The 23,110-nt window shown below is 39.9% G+C and carries 16 protein-coding genes; 7 read left to right on the top strand and 9 right to left on the bottom strand.

Annotation, left to right across the window (positions count from 1 at the left end; genetic code table 11):
* Positions 1-48: 48 nt before the first annotated feature.
* The 6 genes from BUA16_RS01890 to BUA16_RS01865 form a co-directional block, all read right to left on the bottom strand.
* Positions 49-1,575, bottom strand: coding sequence for a carbon-nitrogen hydrolase family protein (locus tag BUA16_RS01890; protein ID WP_072762942.1), 1,527 nt, complete (start codon positions 1,573-1,575; stop codon positions 49-51).
* A 46-nt stretch (positions 1,576-1,621) separates the two neighbouring features.
* Positions 1,622-2,356: a 23S rRNA pseudouridine(2604) synthase RluF gene (gene rluF / locus BUA16_RS01885; protein ID WP_072762941.1), complete on the bottom strand. Its 735-nt coding sequence runs from the start codon at positions 2,354-2,356 to the stop codon at positions 1,622-1,624.
* Positions 2,357-2,573: 217 nt separating this feature from the next.
* A complete protein-coding gene (locus tag BUA16_RS01880) occupies positions 2,574-4,679 on the bottom strand; it encodes a family 20 glycosylhydrolase (RefSeq protein ID WP_072762940.1) in 2,106 nt (701 codons plus the stop codon).
* Between the two features lie 181 nt (positions 4,680-4,860).
* Complete coding sequence (locus BUA16_RS01875; RefSeq protein WP_072762939.1) at positions 4,861-5,313, bottom strand: DUF1569 domain-containing protein; 453 nt, start codon at positions 5,311-5,313, stop codon at positions 4,861-4,863.
* 144 nt (positions 5,314-5,457) lie between these two features.
* A complete protein-coding gene (locus BUA16_RS01870; RefSeq protein WP_072762938.1) occupies positions 5,458-6,816 on the bottom strand; it encodes an aldehyde dehydrogenase in 1,359 nt (452 codons plus the stop codon).
* A 61-nt stretch (positions 6,817-6,877) separates the two neighbouring features.
* Complete coding sequence (locus BUA16_RS01865) at positions 6,878-9,331, bottom strand: M14 family zinc carboxypeptidase (protein ID WP_072763074.1); 2,454 nt, start codon at positions 9,329-9,331, stop codon at positions 6,878-6,880.
* A 328-nt stretch (positions 9,332-9,659) separates the two neighbouring features.
* Between BUA16_RS01865 and bshC the strand changes: the two genes are divergently transcribed.
* Together bshC and BUA16_RS01855 are read left to right on the top strand one after the other, a co-directional pair.
* A complete protein-coding gene (gene bshC, locus BUA16_RS01860; RefSeq protein ID WP_072763073.1) occupies positions 9,660-11,261 on the top strand; it encodes a bacillithiol biosynthesis cysteine-adding enzyme BshC in 1,602 nt (533 codons plus the stop codon).
* A 159-nt stretch (positions 11,262-11,420) separates the two neighbouring features.
* Complete coding sequence (locus BUA16_RS01855) at positions 11,421-12,794, top strand: pyridoxal phosphate-dependent decarboxylase family protein (protein ID WP_072762937.1); 1,374 nt, start codon at positions 11,421-11,423, stop codon at positions 12,792-12,794.
* A 27-nt stretch (positions 12,795-12,821) separates the two neighbouring features.
* Here BUA16_RS01855 and BUA16_RS01850 read toward each other — a convergent pair whose 3' ends face one another.
* Positions 12,822-13,367: a pyridoxamine 5'-phosphate oxidase family protein gene (locus BUA16_RS01850; RefSeq protein WP_072762936.1), complete on the bottom strand. Its 546-nt coding sequence runs from the start codon at positions 13,365-13,367 to the stop codon at positions 12,822-12,824.
* 364 nt (positions 13,368-13,731) lie between these two features.
* On the opposite strand from BUA16_RS01850, the gene guaA reads away from it, so the two are divergent.
* Positions 13,732-15,264, top strand: a complete 1,533-nt coding sequence (gene guaA / locus BUA16_RS01845; protein ID WP_072762935.1) for a glutamine-hydrolyzing GMP synthase — start codon at positions 13,732-13,734, stop codon at positions 15,262-15,264.
* 148 nt (positions 15,265-15,412) lie between these two features.
* Positions 15,413-17,572 carry a PBP1 and LysM peptidoglycan-binding domain-containing protein gene (locus tag BUA16_RS01840; RefSeq protein WP_072762934.1) on the top strand — a complete coding sequence of 720 codons (2,160 nt, stop codon included), beginning with the start codon at positions 15,413-15,415 and terminating at the stop codon, positions 17,570-17,572.
* A 203-nt stretch (positions 17,573-17,775) separates the two neighbouring features.
* On the opposite strand, the gene BUA16_RS01835 is transcribed toward BUA16_RS01840, so the two are convergent.
* Entirely contained in the window at positions 17,776-18,564 is a 789-nt protein-coding gene (locus tag BUA16_RS01835; RefSeq protein WP_084668388.1) for a hydroxypyruvate isomerase family protein, read from the bottom strand.
* Between the two features lie 236 nt (positions 18,565-18,800).
* Here BUA16_RS01835 and BUA16_RS01830 point away from each other — a divergent pair, with 236 nt between their 5' ends.
* The 3 genes from BUA16_RS01830 to yidC all read left to right on the top strand — a co-directional run bounded on the left by BUA16_RS01830 (position 18,801) and on the right by yidC (position 22,692).
* Positions 18,801-19,034: a DUF3820 family protein gene (locus tag BUA16_RS01830; protein ID WP_072762932.1), complete on the top strand. Its 234-nt coding sequence runs from the start codon at positions 18,801-18,803 to the stop codon at positions 19,032-19,034.
* Positions 19,035-19,097: 63 nt separating this feature from the next.
* Positions 19,098-20,714: a CTP synthase gene (locus BUA16_RS01825; RefSeq protein ID WP_072762931.1), complete on the top strand. Its 1,617-nt coding sequence runs from the start codon at positions 19,098-19,100 to the stop codon at positions 20,712-20,714.
* 121 nt (positions 20,715-20,835) lie between these two features.
* Entirely contained in the window at positions 20,836-22,692 is a 1,857-nt protein-coding gene (gene yidC / locus BUA16_RS01820; RefSeq protein ID WP_072762930.1) for a membrane protein insertase YidC, read from the top strand.
* Positions 22,693-22,972: 280 nt separating this feature from the next.
* Here the strand turns inward: yidC and BUA16_RS19160 are convergent, their stop codons facing one another.
* Complete coding sequence (locus BUA16_RS19160; RefSeq protein WP_394333064.1) at positions 22,973-23,071, bottom strand: fasciclin domain-containing protein; 99 nt, start codon at positions 23,069-23,071, stop codon at positions 22,973-22,975.
* Positions 23,072-23,110: the final 39 nt, after the last annotated feature.

Here is a 23,110-nt window from a genome sequence, read left to right as displayed (position 1 = left end):
AATGGGAATCCAAATTTTTAGGGGACATGGATTCCCATAGGTAAGTGTTTACTTTTTGCTGAGCTGAAATAGATCTACTCTTCTGTCTCTAAGGTTTCGTACGCTACCAAACTGATTGAGTTGTCTTAGTAGGTCTAAATCTACATCGACAATTAGGATCATTTCGGTATTTGGTGTGGTTTCTGCTTTCACCCCGTTGGAAGGAAAAGCAAAGTCACAGGGGGTAAAAACCATAGATTGGGCATATTGAATATCCATATTGTGAACCTTAGGCAAGTTTCCAACGCTTCCGGCAATGGCTACGTAGCATTCGTTTTCTATAGCTCTGGCCTGGGCGCAATGTCTTACTCTAGAAAAACCATTTTGAGTATCGGTAAGGAAGGGAACAAATAAGATGTCCATGCCTTCATCGGCCAAAAGCCTGCTTAGTTCAGGAAACTCGGAGTCATAACAGATAAGAACGCCTATTTTTCCACAGTCGGTATCGATAATTTTAATCTCGGATCCTCCTTGCAAGCCCCATACTTTAGCTTCGTCTGGGGTGACATGAAGTTTTTCATAGCGTTCCTTGGTTCCGTCGCGTTTACAGACATACCCTACATTATAAAGCATTCCGTTCTGGATTTCGGGCATGCTTCCGCTAATGATGTTGATGTTATAGGATATTGCCAATTCCGAAAACCTCTGTATGATAGTTGCGGTGTGTTTCGCTAGTTCCCGTATAGCATCGGGCTCGGACATATGATTGTTTTCGGCCATAAGAGGCGCATTGAAAAACTCGGGAAACAAGGCAAAATCTGAACGGTAGCCAGAAACGGCATCTATAAAGTATTCTGCCTGCTGTAATACCTCCTCTAAATTTTTATACGGGCGCATTTGCCATTGTATGAGCCCTAGGCGTACGATCTTTTTGGTCGCAGTAGCATTTTTGTTTTTCTTCTCGTAATAAATATTGTTCCATTCCATCAGAACCGCATAGTCATTGGAATCCGAATCTCCTTCCAAATAGTTCTTTAGGATTTTACTAGGGTGGAAATCATTGGATATCTGAAAGTTTAACACAGGGTCTTGGATTTCCTTACGCTTCACTTTTTCTATATAGGCCTTTGGAGATAAGGTGTCCATATATTTGTGATAGTTTGGTATTCTTCCGCCAAAAGCGACCCTTTTAAGATTTAAACGTTCACACAATTCCTTTCTGTAATCGTATAGTCTACGTCCTAATCTAAGGCCTCTAAATTCGGGTTTTATAAAAACTTCTATACCATAGAGGGTATCCCCCTCCGCAGTATGGGTGTTAAAAGTGTAGTTTCCAGTGATCTGCTCATAGGTGTGGTGGTCATCAAGCTTCGCATAATCCAAAATTATAGAGAGGGCACAGCCCGCAATTTGATCGTTTACTTTTATGACTACCTGTCCCTCTGGAAATTGATTGATCAATGTTTCAATCTGATTTTCTCTCCAATAAGCATTGGGCATAGAGCTGTAGGAGGCTATCATGACTTTTTTTAACTCTTGATAGTCGTCTAGACTCAAATAGGTTAATTCAACATTTTCAATATCTTCCATATTCATGATAATAGCCTTTTAAAAGAAGGTGCTGCTGGTTGGCAGGCTGTTTTTATTTGTGGTGGGTCTTTTGGGAGTTCGAAATTAAGTCCTCCAGGTCCTTTAGTTCCTTTTCGGTTAAATCGCGCCACTTTCCGACTGGGACATCCAATTCTATATTCATAATTCTTATGCGCTTTAGGGCCACTACATTATAGTTGAAGTATTCGCACATTCTTCTAATTTGACGGTTTAGCCCCTGTGATAAGATGATTTTAAATTGGTATTTACTTATTTTTTCTAAATGGCATTTTCTGGTAACCCGATCTAAAATAGGGACCCCATTGCTCATTTTTTCCAAAAAATCTTGTGTAATAGGTCTGTCTACCTCTACGATATATTCTTTTTCATGATTGTTTCTAGCCCTAAGAATTTTATTGACAATATCGCCATCATTGGTCAAAAGTATAAGGCCTTCACTGGGTTTGTCCAATCGACCGATGGGAAAAATACGGCTAGGGTAATTAATGTAATCTATAATATTGTCTTTTTCTACCCTGGTGTCCGTTGTACAAACAATACCTAAAGGCTTGTTAAAGGCTATATAAACACGTTTGTCTTTCTTTTCGGAAATAAGCTTCCCATCTACCCGAATGTCATCTGCAGTTGTGATTTTTGTCCCCATTTCCGGAACTTTTCCATTAATGGTTACACGTCCCTGATCTATGAGCTTGTCTGCAGCCCTGCGGGAGCAATATCCCATTTCGCTTAAAAACTTATTAATTCTTTTGCCCTCCTTCTCTTCCATATTTACACTCCTAATGCTCTATAAATTGCGTTATCCCTTCTCGAACCTTTTCGTTGAAATGGTTCAGAAACTAATAGCAAATTTATGGCTTTTTTTGATTTGTTGCCCTATTAAAAAATAACGGCTTCCTCTGTAATCTTATCAAAATCATGTGGCCATAGCTGTCTAAAATGTCCAACCTGGTTCTTGCTAGGACCTAGGTTGGATAGGAGTGTGTTTATTTTTTTAAGGCATCTGCGCGTTCCATAAAAATTTCTTTGTTCATCTCCTGATTTAATTTTTCGAAGAACAGTATTTCTGCTTTAAATTGCCAGTCAAAATTAAGGGACTGGTTGGCCAAATGAGCGTGATGGTCCTGATCTAGAATATAGTTGTCTGGTTTTGATAAGATACGCGTTTTTCCATAAACTTCCTCCAATTCCCCTCTCAAGGATGTGAATGTTTTTTGCAATTCTTTTAAATTAGTAGCTGCCAGTGCCAATTGTTCTTGGTTCCCGGCATTGTCGTACGCTTGTAAGGCTAAAAGGATTTGTGGACTAAATTGGGCCAATTTGTTTACTTGCTCGTAGACCTCTAAGGTATAAATGTTTCTTAGGGCTTTGGCTTTAGAGGCCTCAATTTTTTTAGCGATGCTATCGGTCGTTTGTTTTATTTCCGATGCTTGTTGTAGGCGCTCGGCATATTTTGTGCTCCATGCACCTTTATTGTTTGGGTCTGGAAAATCTATGACGGCCTTCTCCAATGCGTTTTTCATAGAAGGAAGGTAATTGCGCTGGTTGCCTTGGAGCAAAGCGTTTTTCCAGAAGGCAACAGCTTGTTCAAGCTCGGTAATGAAGGTATTCTCTTCTCCCGCCATAGTATAACCATATTGTCTATGCCTAATGGCAGATTTTAAGGCATCCTTAGATTGCTTGTCACCAGACCAGGCGTATTCTGAAAAAGCTAAAATACCACGCATATATAATTCAAAATGTGGAGAATCATCGTCCCATAAGGTCAATAATAATCCGGGAAGTCCACTTTTAATAGAGCTCTCGGCAAAGGACCTGATATTTTCTATATTGCTGTCTTCCTGTGGCATCAGTACCCATCTGGTTTGCCCAGCAGTGGCCCCCATAACCTGTAAATCGTGACTAGAAAACCATTGCATGGCTTTTATGTTTCCCAATGCTTGGGGCGATTTGTAATTCCAACGCATATAGATACAGTTCTTTGGAAATAAGTCTAAAAACTGCAGTAGCTTATGCTCGTTTTCTTCCCAAACCTTGTCTACCTCTTCTTGGGTCAAATCCTTGTTAAACATGGGGCTATAAACATCGGCTTGTCGGAGAGGCATATCGTCCCAGAAAATAGGGGTCCTTCCGTGTTCTTCGGCAAATTTGGCAACTTTATTTAACCAGGTCAACTGAAGTTTTAAGGCGGGTTCTTTGCTGCCCCTTCCTGTAGTGTGTACTTCATCGCCCCCTACGTGTAAATACTTTCCGTGAGGAAAGGCTTCCATAGCGTCTAAATAAAGGTCAAACTGTACCTCGTATGTTTTTGGGTCGAGCGGGTTAAAAGCCCAGTCGCTTTCTAAGTTATCTCGAAGGTTTTTATATTCCTCGTGCTTTAAGATAAAAGAGGCGTGTCCCAGTCCTTGAACCAAAGGGCTAATTTCTATATGCCGCTCCTTGGCGTAATCGCTTAATTTTCTCCAATCTTCAATACTCCAAGCATCGGCAGAGGCCACCATTGGTTGTCGCTTGTATTTTAATTTGTCCTCAATTTCAATAATAATTCCATTCACCTTATAACTAGCCAGTTTGTCCATTAACTGATAGTAATAATCGCTTTTTTCCAAATGATGCTTTACATCCAATTGTATAGATCTATATGCTAAGGCGGGGTAGTCCGTAACCTTGCAAAGAGGAAGGTTTACCTTTTGGTCCCTAGCATCGGTAAAGAGTTGCTCTAAGGTTTTAAAAGCATAAAAGAGTCCGGCTTCGTCTTTACTATTAATAATGATTTCGTTGTCCGATATATTCAAAGTGTAGCCTTGAGGTTTTATGCCTAGGGACTCATCGATGGAAAACTTTATTTGTGGCAGGGAATTGTCTTTTGTTTCCTTAAGTACAATTAATTCCTTGTTAAAAACAGGAGGCGCTGGGGAAATAGATGCCTCATAATTTAAAGGGGTGTCAAAGGAAATTGAACTTACCCCTTGAATGTCGAATTCATGTGGCAAGGGTAAAATCTTAAAATCACCTAATTTGTTTTCTTTAGGTGTGCACGAGAACATCAGGGCAACAATAGTCAAGAGATAAATACAATTAGTTTTGTTCATAATAGATCGGTATTTGGTTATTAGAATTCCTGGCCGTAGGTTTTAAACCTTAACAGGCTTGGATTTGGTTTTAAAACGACTGCTGAAGATACGTTCTTTTGAAAAAGGAACCAAAAACAATTTATTATTGAGGTCATTAAGAATTCATAGAAAAAAGGACACCATTAGCCATTAGGGGTGCTTATACGCCAAATTGGCTTAAATGATGGTCTAGGTGTTTGTAGCACAAATTGCTCCATTCTGTCTTTGTCAAAGGACCAAAGGAATGCGATTCCTTTAAATGGAAGTGCGTTTCCCCAAGCTCTTGAGTCTGGATAAGATAATCTATAAGGCGTTTTTTTTCGATTTCGAAATCCCTTTTCCCTGCAATTATAAATTGTGGAGCGGTTTTAATGTTTTTTTTATAAGGCTTCTCGCTAACGACCATAGGTTTTACGACAAGGGCAAGAATAAACCGCATGAATGAATTGGGCCTTGGATGTTTGTCCGTATAGATCATTTCGTAGGTGACATTGCAATGAGCCAGCATTTGGGCAACGTTCATTGTACCCCAAAGCTTTTTGCTTTTCGGATTAAGTTGTTGTATTCTATCGATAATTTCTGTAAGATCGTTTTTGTCAAAAACATTTTTCACGGTAAGAGGTTGTAAGGTTGTCGTTATTTCAATTGTACTATTCCGAGAAGGAAGTTTAACTTTTTTTTGGTCAAACGCGGGGTGTTTTGCCCTTTCGGCCTAGCGGTAGCATAGATGGTCTAATTAAAAGAGTATTAGAATGGTTTAGCCAAAGAGGAGTTTTATCAATTTTAGTTTGAAATTGGTATGGGGGTAATATTTTATATTAGGCTCTAACCAGGTAGGTTTGTCCAGCACGCCCTTGTAATGCGAAAAAGTTTTAAAGCCATACTCGCCATGATACGATCCTATGCCGCTTTCGCCGACACCACCAAACCCCATATGGCTATTGGTAATATGCATAAGCGCATCATTTATGGCACCTCCGCCAAAAGAAATTTCATTTAAGACCTTCTGCTTTGTTTTTTTATCATTGGTGAAAACATAACAGGACAAAGGTTTTGGGCGCGATTTTATTTGTTGCAGAATGCCATCTAGGTTGTCATATTCGAGAACTGGTAAAATAGGACCGAATATTTCGTCCTGCATAACCTTGTCCTCAAAAGTAATATCGGTCATGATTGTGGGCGATAATAGCCTATTTTCTATATCGTGGTTTCCGCCATAGAATACCTTGTCCTTATCAATTAAAGCTAGTAGTCGTTCTAGATTTTTTTGGTTGATGATCTGTACGTAGTTATCGGCTTCGATCAAAAAATTGGACGCTTCGATTTCTTTTTTCGCCAATGCTAAAAATTCAGCTTTTTTAGAAGTATGGACCACCACATAATCTGGTGCTATACAGGTTTGGCCAGCATTTAAAAACTTGGCCCAAATAAGGCGTTTTACAGATACTTTGAGGTCGCAGTTTTCCGTGATGATGGCCGGACTTTTTCCTCCGAGTTCCAAGGTGACCGGGATTAGGTTTTTAGCAGCTGCCTGATAGACGATCTTACCTACTTGTACGCTTCCCGTAAAGAATATTTTGTCGAATGCTTGTTTTAGGAGCGCTGAAGTTTCTGGGACACCTCCCTCAACGACCTTAAAGAAAGAAGGATCAAAATTCTCATTGATAAGTTTGGCCATCGCATTACTGGTGTGTACGGGCAGTTCGCTTGGTTTTAATATAACCGTGTTTCCCGCAGCAATGGCGGCAATGGCCGGAGCAAGGGAAAGTTGGTAGGGATAGTTCCAAGCCCCAATGATAAGGGTGGCGCCTAAGGGCTCTGGAATGATATACGATTTGGCGGGAAAATTGACCAGATTGGTCTTTACCCTTTTGACAGCCGACCATTTTTTTACCTTTTTTATGGCTTGCTGTATATCGTGATAAAGCAAACTTAATTCAGCCGTATAGTTTTCAAAGGCCGATTTTTTAAAATCGGCGTAGATTGCCCGATGCAAGACTTCTTCATTGGCCTTGAGTAGGGACTGCATTTTTTTTAACTGTGCTATCCTAAAGCTAATATCCTTGGTGGCGTTGGTATTGAAGAATGTTTTTTGTAAATCTACTAGTTCTTGCATCTTGTTCCTTGTTACTCAGTGATCCTTTGATTATTTAATTGCAATCTTGCTTATGACTTTTTTATTGAACCATGAAAAGGGCGTTTACAAAGAATAGTTTGCCATTTTCCCAAAACCCTCTGAATACTGGATTGTCTACCATGTATATAATTTGTCCCCTACCATATTCTTCTACGCCAAAAACAAGGGTATTCCCAATTTTTTTCTTGGCTTCGCTCCCTGCAAAACCAGATACTGGCTTCGGGTCGTTCTCCAAATAAACAACGGTGCCACGATCTAAATATTCATAGGCATCCTGCCCGAGTTTTAAGCTAAAGTAGGTGTCGTCATACCCATAGGCCAAAGGATGGGTGTGGTCTACCTTGGTTTTAAAAATGGCACCGGTGATAATGTTTTTAATGCCCTCCCGTTCTGTTTCAGCATAGGGAAGTAGGGTTGCTGTGCTGTCTGTTTTAAAATCTCTTGCTTTTATTTGAAATCCATCCTCGCCCTTGAAGGCATTAATAGCACCTTCCATAGCAATGATTTTACCGCCATTTTGAACATACTCCTTTAAATTATCCAACAGTTCCTGGTCTATAAAACTACCGTAATTACCATTGGGTAATATAAGAACGTCGTAGGCAGATAAATTTACCCCTTTAAAATAATCGGCGTCTAGTATGGCAATGGGATACTTCAATTGTTGCTCAAAAAAGTGCCAAACTTCACCAAATTGTAGTGTGTTTGTAGGCGCTCCCGATAACACGGCTATCTTGCTGTGCGGAATCATAGAAACGGAACTAGAGCCAAAATCCTTCCCTTTTTCTACCCATGAAGTATTGCTTGCCGCGAGGTTTATGTTGTGATTGTTAGCAATCTCCGTAAGGGATTTAATAAAGTTAGGGTTTGATTTGTTGTCAGCACGATAGATGATTAAACTTCCCCTGTGGTACTCTTTTCCGTTCATAGTAAAAGGCTCCCTGGCATGGCGTACCCGTATTTTGTTTTTAAGAAGATCGCTTAAGAATCGGGCATCTCTCATACTGCTCCAATCCGTTAAAAAGGCGAGCGCATTTTCAGGGAGGGTATAATTTGATGTAGGTATGTTCCAATTCTCTACAGCATCGGCTAAAACCTTCTTTTCAGAAGCAATAGCCTCCAATCCATAGGCGTAGGGAAGGGACCAAGCCGTAATGTCATAAGTAAGTGAGTCACTTAATTTGGTGTTCGGTTCCATCAACACCTTAACCAAGGTCCCTTTGGTCTGGTCGGTCGAAATAACCATGCTATTAGCGGTGGTTTTGCGGGTAGAAGTCTTTCCGCTACGGTAATCATACCCTTTTACAGATCCTGGTTTGGCACGGCCATAGGTAATTTCATGTTGGTTTAAAAGATGGGCAAGGGCGCTAATCTTATCCTCATCGCCGCTTAAAACATAGCTCTTGTATTTGAAATTTTTATGCTGGTAGAATTTCTTAAACTCATCGTTTAATACCTTGCTATGGTTGGCAGCTACTTCTACCGTTGATAAGCCCGTTGTGATATGGTGAATCATCCGATCCTTTAAGGTTAAGACATCGCCTATGCCTGTAGTTATCCCTAGTCCGGCACGTCCGCTGCCGCCCTGTTCGTATGTCATGCCAATCCCGCCATTGTAGGTAGGGTAGGTGTCTCCATAACTAGGATATAACAGGTCAAAAACCTCCTTTGTAAAATAAAACCAACCTTGGGCATCAAAGTACTTGGCGTGGTTGTTTCCCACGGTTTCCTGAAACGCTCGCTGAAAATCGGTAACAACTTCGTGAAAGGGTTCGGCCGCAGGAGCAAAGAAATAAGGGTTGTCTACCCCTTGTTCGTGAAAATCGACATGGATGTGTGGTAACCACTGGTTGTAAAGTTTTATTCTTTGTTGGCTCTCTATTTGGGTTAGCCATGCCCAATCTCGGTTAAGATCGAACATATAATGGTTGGGCCGCCCATTTAACCAGCCTTCATGGTGTTCCTTGCTATTTGGGTCTATGTTAAAAGGAGTGTTTTTATATTGGTAATACCAATTGACATAGCGGTCACGTCCATCAGGATTTATACAGGGATCCATAATAACAACGGTGTTCTCTAAATAAGAGGCGTTGGTAGTCAATAGCTCATAAATGGTCTGCATGGCTGCCTCAGTACTGGTGCTTTCATTGCCGTGTACGTTGTAGCTCAGCCAAACAATGGCCTTGTTGGGGTTCCCTTGGCCTTGGGTGGCCTTTAAGTGTTCTGACCTTATATCTTCTATATTGTCGATGTTTTCAGCCGAAGAAATATAGGCCAATAGCAAAGGCCGTCGTTCATTGGTTTTACCGTATTCTATTAATTTAACCCTATCCGAAGCGTTTTTCGAAATATGATTGAAGTAATCTACAACCTCGTGGTGACGTGTAAATTCGGATCCCAGTTCATACCCTAAAAATTCGGAAGGGGAGCTGATGGTTTGAGAAATCCCGAAGGTTGAGATCAAAAGGATAAGGACAATGAATAGATTTTTCATGTTAATTTTCTTGATAGACTTTTTATCAAAACTAAGAAATATAAGTGATAACAAAACTAAGGGTAGCAAGAAAGCTATACCTTTCTTGCTAAGGGGCATTTTTGTGTAAAACACTGTAAGACAATGGTTGGAGGCCTTGGGGATATACGGATATGGATTATTAAACTTCTTAACGTATTTTTAGGCTTTCAAAAAAGGGATAATTTTACCTTTACGCGACAATTAGGAACGTTTCCATGAAATGGGCATGGCCGAAAACTGCTTGCAAATACCAAGGAAGAAATGCGAATTACATATAACCGTTAATAAAAACAATAAATATCTGCTCATGAAAGTTAAAGGCATACCTTTTAAAAATACCGGTTATTTTTCCGATTTAATATGTGACTATCTAAACGGGAAAGAAACTTTGTCTCCATTTTACAATAGGCAGCCTACCTTAGCTCAATTTAAGGAACAGATAATAGAGAAGAAAAGTTTTTCACAAAGCAATAGGGATGTTTTGCACGATGCTCTTATTGGGCAGTACGCGATTACCCAGACTTCTGCAGATACAGCCACCAATATTTCTTTACTCAAAGCACCATCTACTTTTACTGTGGTTACCGGGCACCAGTTAAATTTGTTTACCGGACCCTTGTATTTCCTATATAAAATTATTTCCACGATTAATCTAGCGAAGGAATTAAAGCGAGATAATCCCGAGTATAATTTTGTACCCATTTATTGGATGGCTACCGAAGACCACGACTTCGAAGAAATCAACTATTTTAATTTTAGGGGAAAGAAATTACAGTGGAATAAAAAAACTTCTGGAGCTGTAGGGCTTTTGGAAACCGATGGTTTGGAAGCGATATTGGAAGCTTTTTCTAACGAAATTGGGAATAGCCACCAGGCTAATAAGTTAAAGGAAATGTTCCAAAAGGCCTATCTGGAGCATAATAACCTAACGGATGCTACCCGATTCTTGGCCAATGAGCTCTTTGGAGAGTATGGCTTGGTGATTTTGGATGGTGACGATGTAGCATTGAAGCAGTTAATGATACCCTATGTAAAGAAGGAATTACTGGGAAAAACATCCTTCGAAAACGTGAAGACGACCATAGAAAAACTGCAGGGCTTACCAGAAAATTATGGGATACAGGTGACCCCTAGGGAAATAAATTACTTTTATATAAAGGATGGTCTTCGGGAGCGGATTATAGAGCAATCGGGAAGGTATTACGTGAACGATACCAAAATAGAATTCTCTCAAGACGAAATTTTAACAGAACTTAACAATCACCCCGAGCGCTTTTCCCCCAATGTAATCTGTAGGCCCTTATTTCAAGAAGTGATATTGCCAAACCTTTGTTATATCGGCGGCGGGGGAGAACTGGCCTATTGGTTAGAACTAAAAGAGACTTTTTCGGCCATGGAAGTGCCTTTTCCTATATTGTTGTTGCGTAACTCAGCCTTGGTGATTACAGGAAAGCAATTTGGAAAACTAGAACGGATGGGAGTTTCCTTAACCGATATATTTCTAAAACAGAGCAGTTTTATCAATAAGAAAATCCGGGAGATCTCGAATATCGATATCGATTTCACACCACAAAAAAATCTTTTAAAAGAACAGTTTACAGGGATGTACGAACTAGCAGCCCAAACAGATCCCTCATTTACTGGAGCCGTAAAAGCTCAGGAAATTAAACAATTGAAAGGATTAGAGCACCTTGAGAAGCGGTTGTTGAAAGCCCAAAAACGCAAATTGGAAGATCATGTGAAACGTATGACCGCAATTCAGAACGAACTTTTTCCTAACAAATCCCTGCAAGAGCGGAACCTTAATTTTTCTGAACTATATTTAGAATATGGGCAAGAATTGATCCCAAATCTTATGCAAGCTCTTGAGCCGTTAAAGGCCGAATTTACTGTTGTTATCATGGATTAGTCCAATACCTCACTTCTTTTAAGCCCAGTATTAAGATTTGTGTTGTTGTAGTGATTTCTTACCTATCGGCATAGATGTGATGCTATGGAAAGGATTAGTTTGTGTTTGGGGTTATAAAATTTTTCAAAAAGTTATCTTTGGTGAAAACTCAACGAATCCATGCATAAAGTAGATTTTGAAATGGTGGAAATGACCTTAGATGTCATGAAATACGCCATCGGTAGAATAACACATCCTTCACCAGAATTAGGAAAACCCAAAAAAGAAGCGGAATTAAAAGCTTTGGTAGGTGAAACTATTACGGAAGCGGGCATTGGAGGAGAAAAAGCCTTTCAATTGTTCAAAGATGTTTTGGTAAAAGCCACCGTGCCCATAGATCACCCACGACACTTGGCCTTTGTACCGGCCTCCCCGACCAGAGCAGCGGTGATGTTCGATTTGGTGACCTCGGCTTCCAGTATCCATGGCGCGTATTGGATGGAGGGCGCCGGAGGTATCTTCTGTGAGAATGAAGCGATGAAATGGTTGGTGTCCCTTACCGGAATGTCCGATGGGGCTTTTGGGGTTTTTACCAGCGGGGGTACCGCGGCCAATCTTTCGGCAATGGTAACGGCAAGGGAGAACTGGCGTAAAAATCCAAAACACCAAAACGTAAAAGGATTGATCATAACCTCAAGCGGGGCGCATTCTTCGGTAAAATCAATGGCAAAGGTGATCGATTGCGATGTGCTTTTGGTAGAAACCGAAGAGGAAATGACAGCGGTGGCTTTGCAAGAAAAAATAAGATCCCTAGACCCACAACAACGACATAGGTTATTTGCCGTGGTGGGAACAGGCGGAACTACAAACGCAGGGATCATCGATGATTTGTCGGGGATCGCAGCGATTTGCGAACAAGAAAATCTTTGGTTTCATGTCGATGCCGCCTATGGTGGCGGTGCCTTGGCCTCTACCTCTAGCAAACATTTATTTAAAGGTATAGAAAGGGCAGATAGTATTACTATAGATCCTCATAAATGGCTGTTTTCACCATATGATTGTGGGGCCATATTGTATAAACAGCCCGAACTAGCCAAGGAAGCCCATGCACAAGATGGGTCGTATTTGGATATTTTTAAAGATGAAGGCGCACACGGATTTAATCCATCCGATTACCAGATTCAATTAACACGACGGGTGAGGGGATTACCGCTTTGGTTCTCCTTGGCCATGCATGGTACCGATAAATATGCCTGGGCCGTAGATAAGGGAATTGAATTAGCTAATTTAGCAGGGAAACTTATCCAAGAACATCCTTTGGTAGAACTGGTCAGAGAACCTAGCTTATCTTGTGTTTTATTCCGTAGAAAAGGATGGTCGCCCGCCGATTATACCAACTGGACCTATAAAAACCATAGAGAAGGTTTTTCCTTGGTAACCCCTACCAAATATAAAAAGGACGGAGTATACGAAACCGTAGCGCGCTTTTGTTTTATCAATCCAGATACCAAGGAAGAAGATATTACCATGATATTGGCGTCAATGGAGGAGTGATGAATATATAAATAAGGGGGAGTCGGTTTAGGGAACTATAAACTCCCCCTCCCAGTGGGTTTCGGTCCTGGAGAAGCGAATACGGATATGGTTGGGTTGGGCCAATTGTAAATACTCCATTTTAAAAGGAATGATCTCTACAGTACAAAAATGATTTTCTTCGTTTAAAAATTCAAGGTTCTGAGGATTTGTAAGGGCGCTACCAGGGGGCATGCTGGTGGTATATGCTTTTTTGGCAGCTGGGGCTATGGTCGACCAAAATTGCGCTTTTGTCCCTTCGTCGTCCTTAAAAGTGGCAATGCCTTCAATTTTTAACTGTAGCATTTTTGTGGGGTTGTAAAAAAGTAGGCCAACCTTTTTGTTTTCTTTGATATGAGTAATTTTTTTGGAACGTTTGTCGGTAAAAAAGGTGAGTTTTAAGTCCTCGTTTACTTTTCGCAATACTACCGTACGCAACCGGGCAACCTGATCTAGACCTACTGTGGCGAAAGTAAAAAATCGGAACGGATGTTTTGGTTCCGTCGGTCCCTTTTTCAGTTCGTCCTTTATTTGCTCAAAAAAATGACTTGTCATCCTTGGAAAATTTTAATGTATATAAAGGTAAAAATAAAAGTTGGTGCAAAGCTTATCGTAGACTAGCTTTCTGAGGAGAAATTAAAGGCCTTATAAAAGCACTAAAAGAGAAGGTCAAAGTAGGTGTTTTGTTTTTTTGAGGTGTCGAATCTGATGGTATTGCACTATTTATTCTGAATATGAAGTGCATGATCATCATTATTGTGAGAATTTTTTTGCTGAAAACACCTTTAAAAGCCCTAAAAAACAGAGGTATTAACAGATGATTGAAAATTAACTTCCTATGTTTGTTGGTTTTAATGCTTAATAGTAAAAAAAATGCTAAAGATATTTTTACAAAATTTTCAAATGACTATTTTTGCCCATGCAAAATAACGTCCTCATATTAGATTTTGGTTCCCAGTATACTCAACTCATAGCTAGAAGGGTTAGGGAACTTAATATTTTCTGCGAAATTAAACCATTTAACCACCTGCCCGAAGACTTGTCGGCATATAAGGCGGTAATCCTTTCGGGATCTCCATTTTCCGTGAGAGCCGAAGATGCCCCTCATCCGGACTTGTCCCAAATAAAGGGAAAAAAGCCATTGTTGGCCGTATGTTATGGCGCACAATATTTGGCCCATTTTAATGGTGGTAATGTAGCACCTTCCAATACTAGGGAATACGGAAGGGCAAAGTTGTCTTTTGTGGAAGATGACGAGCCTTTTTTCAACGGGATATCCGTAGGTAGCCAGGTATGGATGAGTCATAGTGATACCATTAAAAGTTTGCCTACTGGCGCTAAAAAATTAGCGAGTACGCACGACGTGGAAAATGCTGCCTACAGAATTGAAGGCGAAGAAACTTATGCCATTCAATTTCACCCAGAAGTGTATCATTCTACCGATGGAAAACAATTGTTGGAAAATTTCTTGGTCACCATAGCCGGCGTAGCCCAAACTTGGACACCAGATTCTTTTGTAGAAACGACGGTCGCCGAGTTGAAAGAAAAAATCGGTGGTGAAAAGGTAATCCTTGGCCTGTCAGGTGGTGTAGATTCTACTGTGGCTGCCGTCTTGTTGCACAAGGCTATAGGGAAAAACCTACACTGTATTTTTGTAAATAACGGCTTGTTGCGTAAAAATGAGTTCCAAGGCGTATTGGATCAATACGAAGGAATGGGACTTAATGTGAAAGGTGTAGACGCTTCGGCACGCTTTTTGGAGAACTTGGCAGGAGAAAGCGATCCAGAGAAAAAAAGAAAAGCCATTGGAAGGGTCTTTGTTGAAGTCTTCGATGACGAATCGCACTTGGTGGAGGATGCACAATGGTTGGCGCAGGGAACAATCTATCCAGATGTGATTGAATCTGTTTCGGCAACCGGAGGCCCATCGGCAACAATTAAGAGCCACCATAACGTTGGTGGTTTGCCAGATTATATGAAATTAAAGGTAGTAGAGCCTTTGCGAATGTTATTTAAGGATGAGGTTCGTAGAGTAGGTGCTAGTTTAGGCATAGATCCAGAGCTTTTAGGGAGACACCCTTTCCCAGGTCCTGGTTTGGCTATTCGTATCTTGGGCGATATTACCGCTGAAAAGGTTGCTATTCTACAAGAAGTTGATGCTATTTTTATCAATGGATTGAAAGAATGGGGGCTTTATGATAAAGTTTGGCAGGCAGGAGCAATGCTTCTTCCTGTAAATAGTGTAGGAGTTATGGGCGATGAACGTACCTATGAGAAATGTGTGGCATTACGTGCGGTAGAAAGTACCGATGGAATGACTGCAGATTGGGTGAATTTGCCATATGAGTTTTTACAGAAAACATCGAATGATATTATCAATAAGGTAAGAGGGGTCAATAGGGTTGTATATGATATAAGCTCTAAACCGCCGGCTACCATTGAATGGGAATAAATACGATGTGGGTAAAACCAAAACAAACAATTCCTTTTTAGAAGGAATTGTTTGTTTATGGAGGTCTGTAAGAATAAGGTCCGGAGCATTTTTAGCTTCTCGGATTTTAATTAGATTAGTGTTCTTATAATTTTTTAAATAAAAACGTGTGAAAATTTACAGGAAAACATTTTTGTTAACGGTGCTTGTATTGTTGTTGAGCGGTAGTCTTTTTGCTCAAGAATTTAAGACCCATGCCGTAAAGCAGGGCGAAACATTAGAGAGTATTGCCAAACAATACAAGGTTTCGCAAGAGTCAATATTAAAATTGAATAGGGAAATTCAAAGAGGAGGCGCTGTTAAGGCCAACACCATTTTGGTAATTCCTGTTAGTGGAGAGCCTGTGACAAATGTAGTTTCTGTACATTCTTTGTTACAAGAAATTACAGGGAAGGAAACTGCCGAAAAACAAAAAGTACCCGTAGGTTTTTATACGCACAAAACCCGTAGAAAGGAAACCTTGTATGGTATCTCTAAAAAATACAAGGTATCCGAAGACGATTTAAAGCGCTACAATACGGAATTGTACTCTATTCAATTGAAAAAAGGAATGGAATTGAGAATCCCTAAATTTCGTCGCGAAACCTCAAAAGAACGGCAGATAGATGAAGCCGACTATGAGATATATACCGTACAGCCTAAAGAAACTCGTTGGAGTATAGCCCATAAATACGGGATTACAATTGATAGTTTATTGGTGTTAAACCCCGTATTATCCAAGACCTCAAACTATATTGCCGGTGGTCAACAATTGTTGCTTCCTAAAATAGGATCCGAGGGGACGAAAGTTCAAAATCCACAAAAATTTATTTGGTACACCGTACCGGCAAAACAAACATTTTACAGTCTTGAGAAAAAGTTTGGAATAGCGTCTAAAGATATTATAGCTCTAAATCCCGAAATAAAGGAAAGAGGAGGCTTAAAGGAAGGAATGGTGTTGCGCATCCCTGAAAAATCGTCCGAAACTGCTGCCGGGGTTACCACGGAAAATTTTATTTTCTACGAGGTTAAAGCCAAGGAAACGCAATTTTCACTTTCTAGAAAATTAGGGATTGGATATAGCGAACTGCTTGCTCTGAACCCCGATTTAAAAGATGGGCTTAAAGAAGGAATGGTTTTAAAATTGCCGAAAACCCAAATGGGCGATTTCGATGTTAGAAATGCCCTTATTTTAGATAAAATATCCTTATTGGATAGTATCCGTTCCGGGAATAGGGCTAAATTGCTTTTTTTATTGCCTTTCCGATTAGATCGTTTAAATGTCAATGATAAGGAAAGCACTATGTTGGCTATAGAAAACAGAAAAGATGTCAACTATAGTCTCGGATTGTATTCTGGAGCTATGGTGGCCCTGGATTCTATCGCTAAATTAGGGGTTTCTGTCGATGTGAAGACCATTGATACTCAGTTAGATGCGACGCATGTAAGAGGGGTGCTGCAAAGGGAAAATTTAAATGGCGTTTCTGCTGTATTTGGTCCCTTGGAGCCAAAAATGTTGAATGAGGTTGCCGCTCAAGTGGCGTCTTACAATATTCCGGTTATAGCGCCATTGGCAGATGGTGCTGCTCAAAGTCCCGCTAATGTGTTTTTTGCCATGCCTTCCGAAAAGGTGTTGCGAGAACAAATGCTTGCTTATATCTCAAGGGTGAAGACCGATGAGAACATCATTATTATTGCAGATCAAAAAAATAAAGGTATAGAACAAACCTTGATAAGTAAATTTCCACAGGCTAAAACGGTAGATTTAAAAGACGATCGTACCCTGAGTATAGATAAGTTAAATCAATTGTTTGTCTTGGATCGTGAGAATTGGGTTTTCCTAGAAACAGATCAGGCCAATTTGGTGTATCATGTAGGTTCTGTATTGAATTCTTCGATCAGTAAGGATGTGAAATTAAGGTTGTTTACCACGAATAAAAACAAAGCTTTTGATGCAGAAGTCGTTTCCTATTCCCACTTGTCCAATCTTAGGTTTACCTATCCTTCGGCGTCCAGGGAAGTTGCGGCTAACGGATTTGTTGCAGCCTACAAGAAGCGGTTTGGTGCGGAACCCGATGCCTTTGCAGTACGTGGTTTTGATCTGACTATGGATATCCTTTTAAAAATCGCCTATAAAAATGATTATATCGGAGCTACCAATAGCGTTGGGGAGACTAGCTATACAGGAAATAAATTTAATTTTGTCAAAGAATTTAACGCTGGTTATTCTAACAAAGGCGGTTATATCCTTGGTTTCGATAAGATGCGTATTGTAGAAATAAAGGAGTAATTTATTTCTACGAGATAAGAGGGTATTTTTCATATCCTTAAGTGGAATATTTTGGGCGTTCCCTCCTTCGTCGGGCGGGGCCTTGTCTATATCCCTTGCTCCGCTGCGGGGATGCCGCCGCGGTCCCTAACGCAAAAAAATAACAGCGTGTTAAACAGTATATAAAAAAAGGAGCATTTTGCTCCTTTTTTTATGCCGACTTTTTAAATATCGCAAATGGTGACGCCTTCTTTTAAAGCCGCAATTTTATCGGGCCAAGTAGGGATAAATTCCTGGGCCACATATCCCTTATAGCCGGTTTGGTGAATAGCCTTCATAATGGCAGGGTAGTTTAATTCCTGACTGTGGTTAATTTCATTTCTTCCAGGGTTTCCTCCGGTGTGGTAATGTCCAATGTAGGCATGGTGTTCTTGTATGGTCCTAATAATATCGCCTTCCATAATTTGCATATGGTATATGTCGTATAGTAGTTTAAAATTATCAGATCCCAGTTTCTTGCAGAGCGCAACGCCCCATTCGGTCTTATCGCACATATAATCTTCGTGGTCTACCTTGGCGTTTAATAATTCCATATGTAAAATTACACCATGTTTTTCGGCAAGAGGAAGAATCTGTTGTAATCCCTTTACGCAATGTTCCAATCCTTCATGGTCATTCATTCCTCTTCGGTTACCGCTAAAACAAATTAGGTTGGTATACCCTGCATTGGCCACCTTAGGAATCATCTCCGTGTAATTGGCGATCAGGGTTTCATGGTATTTGGGATCGCACCATCCCTCGGTAAGGCTAATTTCGGCCCCATTGCACATGGCGCTGTCAATATTGTATTTTTTTAGTAACGGCCAATCCTTCTCGCCAATTAAATCAATACCCTTTACTCCAAGTCCATTCAAAGAAATTAAAAAATCTTCTAGGGGAATGCTGTCGTAACACCAGTAACATACACTTTGGTTGATATTGTATTTTAAAAGGTTTTCTGTCTTTGGTTTCATTATTTTTCTGATTTTTAGGTAAATATGGCCTCGTAGACCTCTGTCACTGTGCCATTAAAGGGGTTGTTTTTAATATTAAATGTATTTTATACATGAATAAAGATACTAGAATTGAAATTAATGGGGAGTGCTTCCAAAAAAATAATGGAAGCCAATGTTGGCAAAAACGTTTATTTCTGTCCAAGATTGATAGGGTAACTAAGGTGTAGTTAGTATATTTGAGGATATATTTAATAATGAATATCACTCCAGATTACAAGCAGCTAATAGAGTTGGCACATTATAGAATGCCTTTTGGAAAGTTTAAGGGCAGGTATTTGGTAGAGCTTCCAGAGCCGTATTTGATATGGTTTCAACAGAGTGGGTTTCCCCCAGGAAAGCTTGGGCTCTTATTAAGATCTATGTTGGAAATTAAAATAAATGGGCTAGAAGGTTTAATTCGAAAAATTCAAAAAGATTTTCCCAAGTAATATCGGTAAATTGTACTAGTAATTCGTATTTTTGCTCGCGTTACGAATTCAACCTAACGCTTCATGTCACAAACGAAATATATTTTTGTAACCGGTGGGGTTACTTCTTCTCTTGGAAAAGGGATAATAGCAGCCTCTCTTGCCAAATTATTACAGGCCAGAGGTTATAAAACAACTATCCAGAAATTAGACCCGTATATCAATGTTGATCCGGGAACTTTAAATCCTTATGAGCATGGCGAATGCTATGTAACCGAAGATGGTGCCGAAACCGATTTGGATTTAGGTCATTACGAGCGGTTCTTAAACGTAAGAACCTCCCAAGCTAACAATGTTACTACTGGAAGAATTTACCAAAGCGTAATTGAAAAAGAACGAAGGGGCGAGTTTTTAGGTAAGACCGTTCAGGTTGTTCCTCACATTACCAATGAAATAAAGGAACGTATTCAGCTTTTAGGAAAAAGTGGCGAATACGATATCGTTATTACCGAAATTGGCGGTACTGTCGGAGATATTGAATCTTTGCCTTATATCGAATCGGTACGTCAACTTTTATGGGAGTTGGGCGATAACAACGCAATTGTTATTCACCTTACCCTTGTTCCATATTTGTCCGCTGCAGGGGAGTTAAAAACAAAACCTACCCAGCATTCCGTAAAAACTTTAATGGAGAGCGGAATAAAGGCCGACATTTTAGTGTGTAGAACAGAGCATGAGATTTCTGATGAGATTAAAGGAAAGCTAGCCCTTTTCTGTAATGTTAAAAGAGAGGCTGTGATTCAGTCTATCGATGCTTCAACTATCTACGATGTGCCACTTCTTATGCAAGAAGAAGGCTTGGATACGGTGACGCTTAAAAAACTGGACTTACCAGACAATGTTGTTCCCGATCTTACCAAATGGAACCAGTTTTTGCAATGGCATAAAAACCCTAAGAACGAAGTGACTATCGGGCTTATTGGGAAGTATGTAGAATTACAGGATTCTTATAAGTCAATCTTGGAGTCTTTTATACATGCAGGTGCAGTTAACCAAGTAAAGGTAAAGGTGAAATCTATCCACTCCGAGCATCTTACGGTTAAAAACGTAGCCGGTAAAATGGCCGGATTGGACGGTATTCTTGTCGCTCCTGGTTTTGGAGAGCGTGGTATCGAAGGAAAAATAAAAGCCGTACAGTTTGCCAGAGAAAATAAGATTCCATTCTTGGGAATTTGTTTGGGAATGCAAATGGCGGTGATAGAATATGCGAGAAACGTCCTTGGACTGGCCGATGCCTGTTCTACCGAAATGAAACCGAACACTCCGTATCCTGTGATCAGTATTATGGAAGAGCAAAAGAGTGTTACCGATAAAGGAGGCACTATGCGTCTTGGAGCATGGGATTGTCATTTAGAAGACGGTACCTTGGTTCAGAAGGTGTACAATGGGGCTTCAGAAATCTCAGAAAGACATCGCCATAGATATGAGTTTAACAACGAGTTTAAAAAACAGTTGGAGGAAGCAGGTCTAAAAGCCTCTGGGATCAATAAGAAAACAGGATTGGTGGAAATTGTAGAAGTACCGACCCACCCTTGGTTTGTTGGAGTACAATACCATCCAGAATACAAGAGTACGGTAGATAACCCACATCCGTTGTTTGTAAGTTTCGTAAAGGCTGCTTTAGAACATCAACAACAATAAACTTACGCCACTTTGGCATAAAGTTTACAATTGGGCATATATTTGCAAATTATTTAGACCTATTGAAAGCCTGTTCATAGATGAGTGCTTCTTCAATAGGTCTCATAAAATTATAAATTAGATGGAAGAAAAGAAGTTAGATATTAATTCCATAATCGGCTTTGTGCTGATTTTCGGGATTCTTATTTTTATGTTTTGGCAAAATCAGCCGACCCCTGAGGAGCTTGAAGCCCAAAAGGCAAAACAAGAACAATTGCAAGCTGCAAAAAAAGCAGAAGAGGCAGCAGGGGAATTTAAAATCGCTGAGCCTAAGGAAATTAATCTACAGGATTCTACGGCAATAGCCAATTACAAAAGTGCTATTGGAGCATTTGGCTTTACAGCTCCGTCCAATGAGACGACCATATTAGAAAATGACCTGGTATACTTAGAGATAAGTAATAAAGGTGGACAGATCATTGAAGCAAAGATGAAGGAATTTGTGACCTACGATTCAATTCCTGTTTATCTTGTGAAGGATGGTAATGCCAATTTTGGACTTACTTTTACTACTACGGACAATAGATTGTTAAATACAAATGACCTGTATTTTGAGCCTACCCTTACTACTGTTGCTGATAACCAAGTGCTTTCCATGAAAGCAAAGGTGGCTTCTGATAAGTTTTTGGAATATCGTTACGAAATGAAATCCGATGAGTATTTGGTCGGATTTACGGTGCGCTCCCAAGGGCTGAACCAGGTGATCAATAATACCAACCCTATTAAATTAGATTGGAACCTAAAGGCTATACGTCACTCTAAAAGTATCCAGTACGAAAACCGCTATACTAGGCTTACCTATAACCACGACGATGGTAAAATTAGTAAATTATCGGAGGGAAGTGAAGATGAGGAATTAGAAAAAGATGTTAAATGGTTGTCGTACAGACAGCATTTTTTCAGTTCTATACTTACTACAGATGAAGCTTTTGAATCTGCCAAGCTAAATTCTATCAATTTGGTAGAAGACGATAGCAAAACCCAAGGGTATACCAAAGAATTTGCTGCCGAAGTACCTTTAAAATTAAAAGGAGGAGAACTAGCTTATAATTTCAATTGGTTTTACGGTCCTACCGATGTAAAGGTGTTGGCTCAGTACAAAGAACTAGGACTCGAAGATTCTATCCCATTTGGATGGGGAATCTTTGGATGGATTAACAGATATATCTTTACTCCGCTATATGCCTTGTTAAGTTCGTTCTTGCCATTTGGTATTGCTATTGTTGTGATGACTATTTTGGTTAGATTGTTAATGTCTCCAGTGACCTATAAGTCGTACTTGTCACAGGCCAAGATGAAGGTGTTAAAACCCGAAATCACGGAATTGAACGAAAAGTTCAAGGACAATGCCATGAAAAAACAACAAGAGACCATGAAATTGTATAACAAGGCCGGAGTAAGCCCTATGAGCGGTTGTGTACCTGCTTTGTTGCAGATGCCAATTTTCTACGCTTTGTTTATGTTTTTCCCGACCTCTTTTGCCTTGAGACAAAAGTCGTTCCTATGGGCAGAAGACCTTTCTTCTTATGATGCTATTGCTCAATTGCCTTTTACGATACCGTTTTACGGAGATCATATTAGTTTGTTCCCTATCTTGGCTTCCGTGGCTATCTTCTTTTATATGATGATGACTACTGGGCAGAATATGCCTACCCAACCAGGAATGCCAAATATGAAATTTATACTGTATTTGTCTCCATTAATGATGTTGGTTTTCTTTAACAACTATGCAAGTGGATTGAGTTTGTATTATTTTGTGTCTAACTTAATTACCATCTTTATAATGTTGGCCATTAAGAATTTTATTTTGGACGAGGATAAAATTCATGCTCAGATTCAGGAGAACAAAAAGAAGCCTAAAAAAGAGAATAAATTTCAGCGTAAAATGAGAGAGATGATGGAACAGGCTGAAGAACAAAAAAAACTAGGTAAGAAATAATTCAAGAAACTTGAACTTCTTATAAAAGTTAAGCTCCTTAATGCGCATCGGAAGATTTGCTTTAAGGAGCTTTTTTTTGCCTAGGTTTAGTCTGATAACATTTGGGACTACAAATATTAGCAATCTTTAGGGAGCATTAAACTAATAGTTGTCTACGCTTATTTTTTGTATGTTATGTGGTATACATTTGTGGTTTAAGGATGATAAGGAATAAAAGCCCCTTGGTATCAAAGTTGCCAAGGGGCTTTTGAATTAATAAGGGAACAATTCTTAGTACTTCCTACAGTGACGCAACGAAATCTATGGCCGATTGTGGTAGTAAAACCTTGTCTATAATATGAACAACTCCGTTGGAGGCATCGATATCCGCAGCGGTAATATTGGCGTTGTTGTCCGAGGCATCTCCTATTACAAAGGT

Origin of the sequence: Arenibacter nanhaiticus (assembly GCF_900141935.1) — a bacterium.
GTDB lineage: Bacteria > Bacteroidota > Bacteroidia > Flavobacteriales > Flavobacteriaceae > Arenibacter > Arenibacter nanhaiticus.
The sequence above is the reverse complement of the archived record's forward strand: the minus strand, read 5'-3'. Positions and strand labels throughout refer to the sequence as shown.

Coding starts and splice junctions, on each gene's coding strand:
- BUA16_RS01890 (WP_072762942.1), bottom strand. CDS start 1,575: ATGAATATGGAAGATATTGAAAATGTTGAATTAACCTATTTGAGTCTA.
- rluF (WP_072762941.1), bottom strand. CDS start 2,356: ATGGAAGAGAAGGAGGGCAAAAGAATTAATAAGTTTTTAAGCGAAATG.
- BUA16_RS01880 (WP_072762940.1), bottom strand. CDS start 4,679: ATGAACAAAACTAATTGTATTTATCTCTTGACTATTGTTGCCCTGATG.
- BUA16_RS01870 (WP_072762938.1), bottom strand. CDS start 6,816: ATGCAAGAACTAGTAGATTTACAAAAAACATTCTTCAATACCAACGCC.
- BUA16_RS01865 (WP_072763074.1), bottom strand. CDS start 9,331: ATGAAAAATCTATTCATTGTCCTTATCCTTTTGATCTCAACCTTCGGG.
- bshC (WP_072763073.1), top strand. CDS start 9,660: ATGAAAGTTAAAGGCATACCTTTTAAAAATACCGGTTATTTTTCCGAT.
- BUA16_RS01855 (WP_072762937.1), top strand. CDS start 11,421: ATGCATAAAGTAGATTTTGAAATGGTGGAAATGACCTTAGATGTCATG.
- BUA16_RS01850 (WP_072762936.1), bottom strand. CDS start 13,367: ATGACAAGTCATTTTTTTGAGCAAATAAAGGACGAACTGAAAAAGGGA.
- guaA (WP_072762935.1), top strand. CDS start 13,732: ATGCAAAATAACGTCCTCATATTAGATTTTGGTTCCCAGTATACTCAA.
- BUA16_RS01835 (WP_084668388.1), bottom strand. CDS start 18,564: ATGAAACCAAAGACAGAAAACCTTTTAAAATACAATATCAACCAAAGT.
- BUA16_RS01830 (WP_072762932.1), top strand. CDS start 18,801: ATGAATATCACTCCAGATTACAAGCAGCTAATAGAGTTGGCACATTAT.
- BUA16_RS01825 (WP_072762931.1), top strand. CDS start 19,098: ATGTCACAAACGAAATATATTTTTGTAACCGGTGGGGTTACTTCTTCT.
- yidC (WP_072762930.1), top strand. CDS start 20,836: ATGGAAGAAAAGAAGTTAGATATTAATTCCATAATCGGCTTTGTGCTG.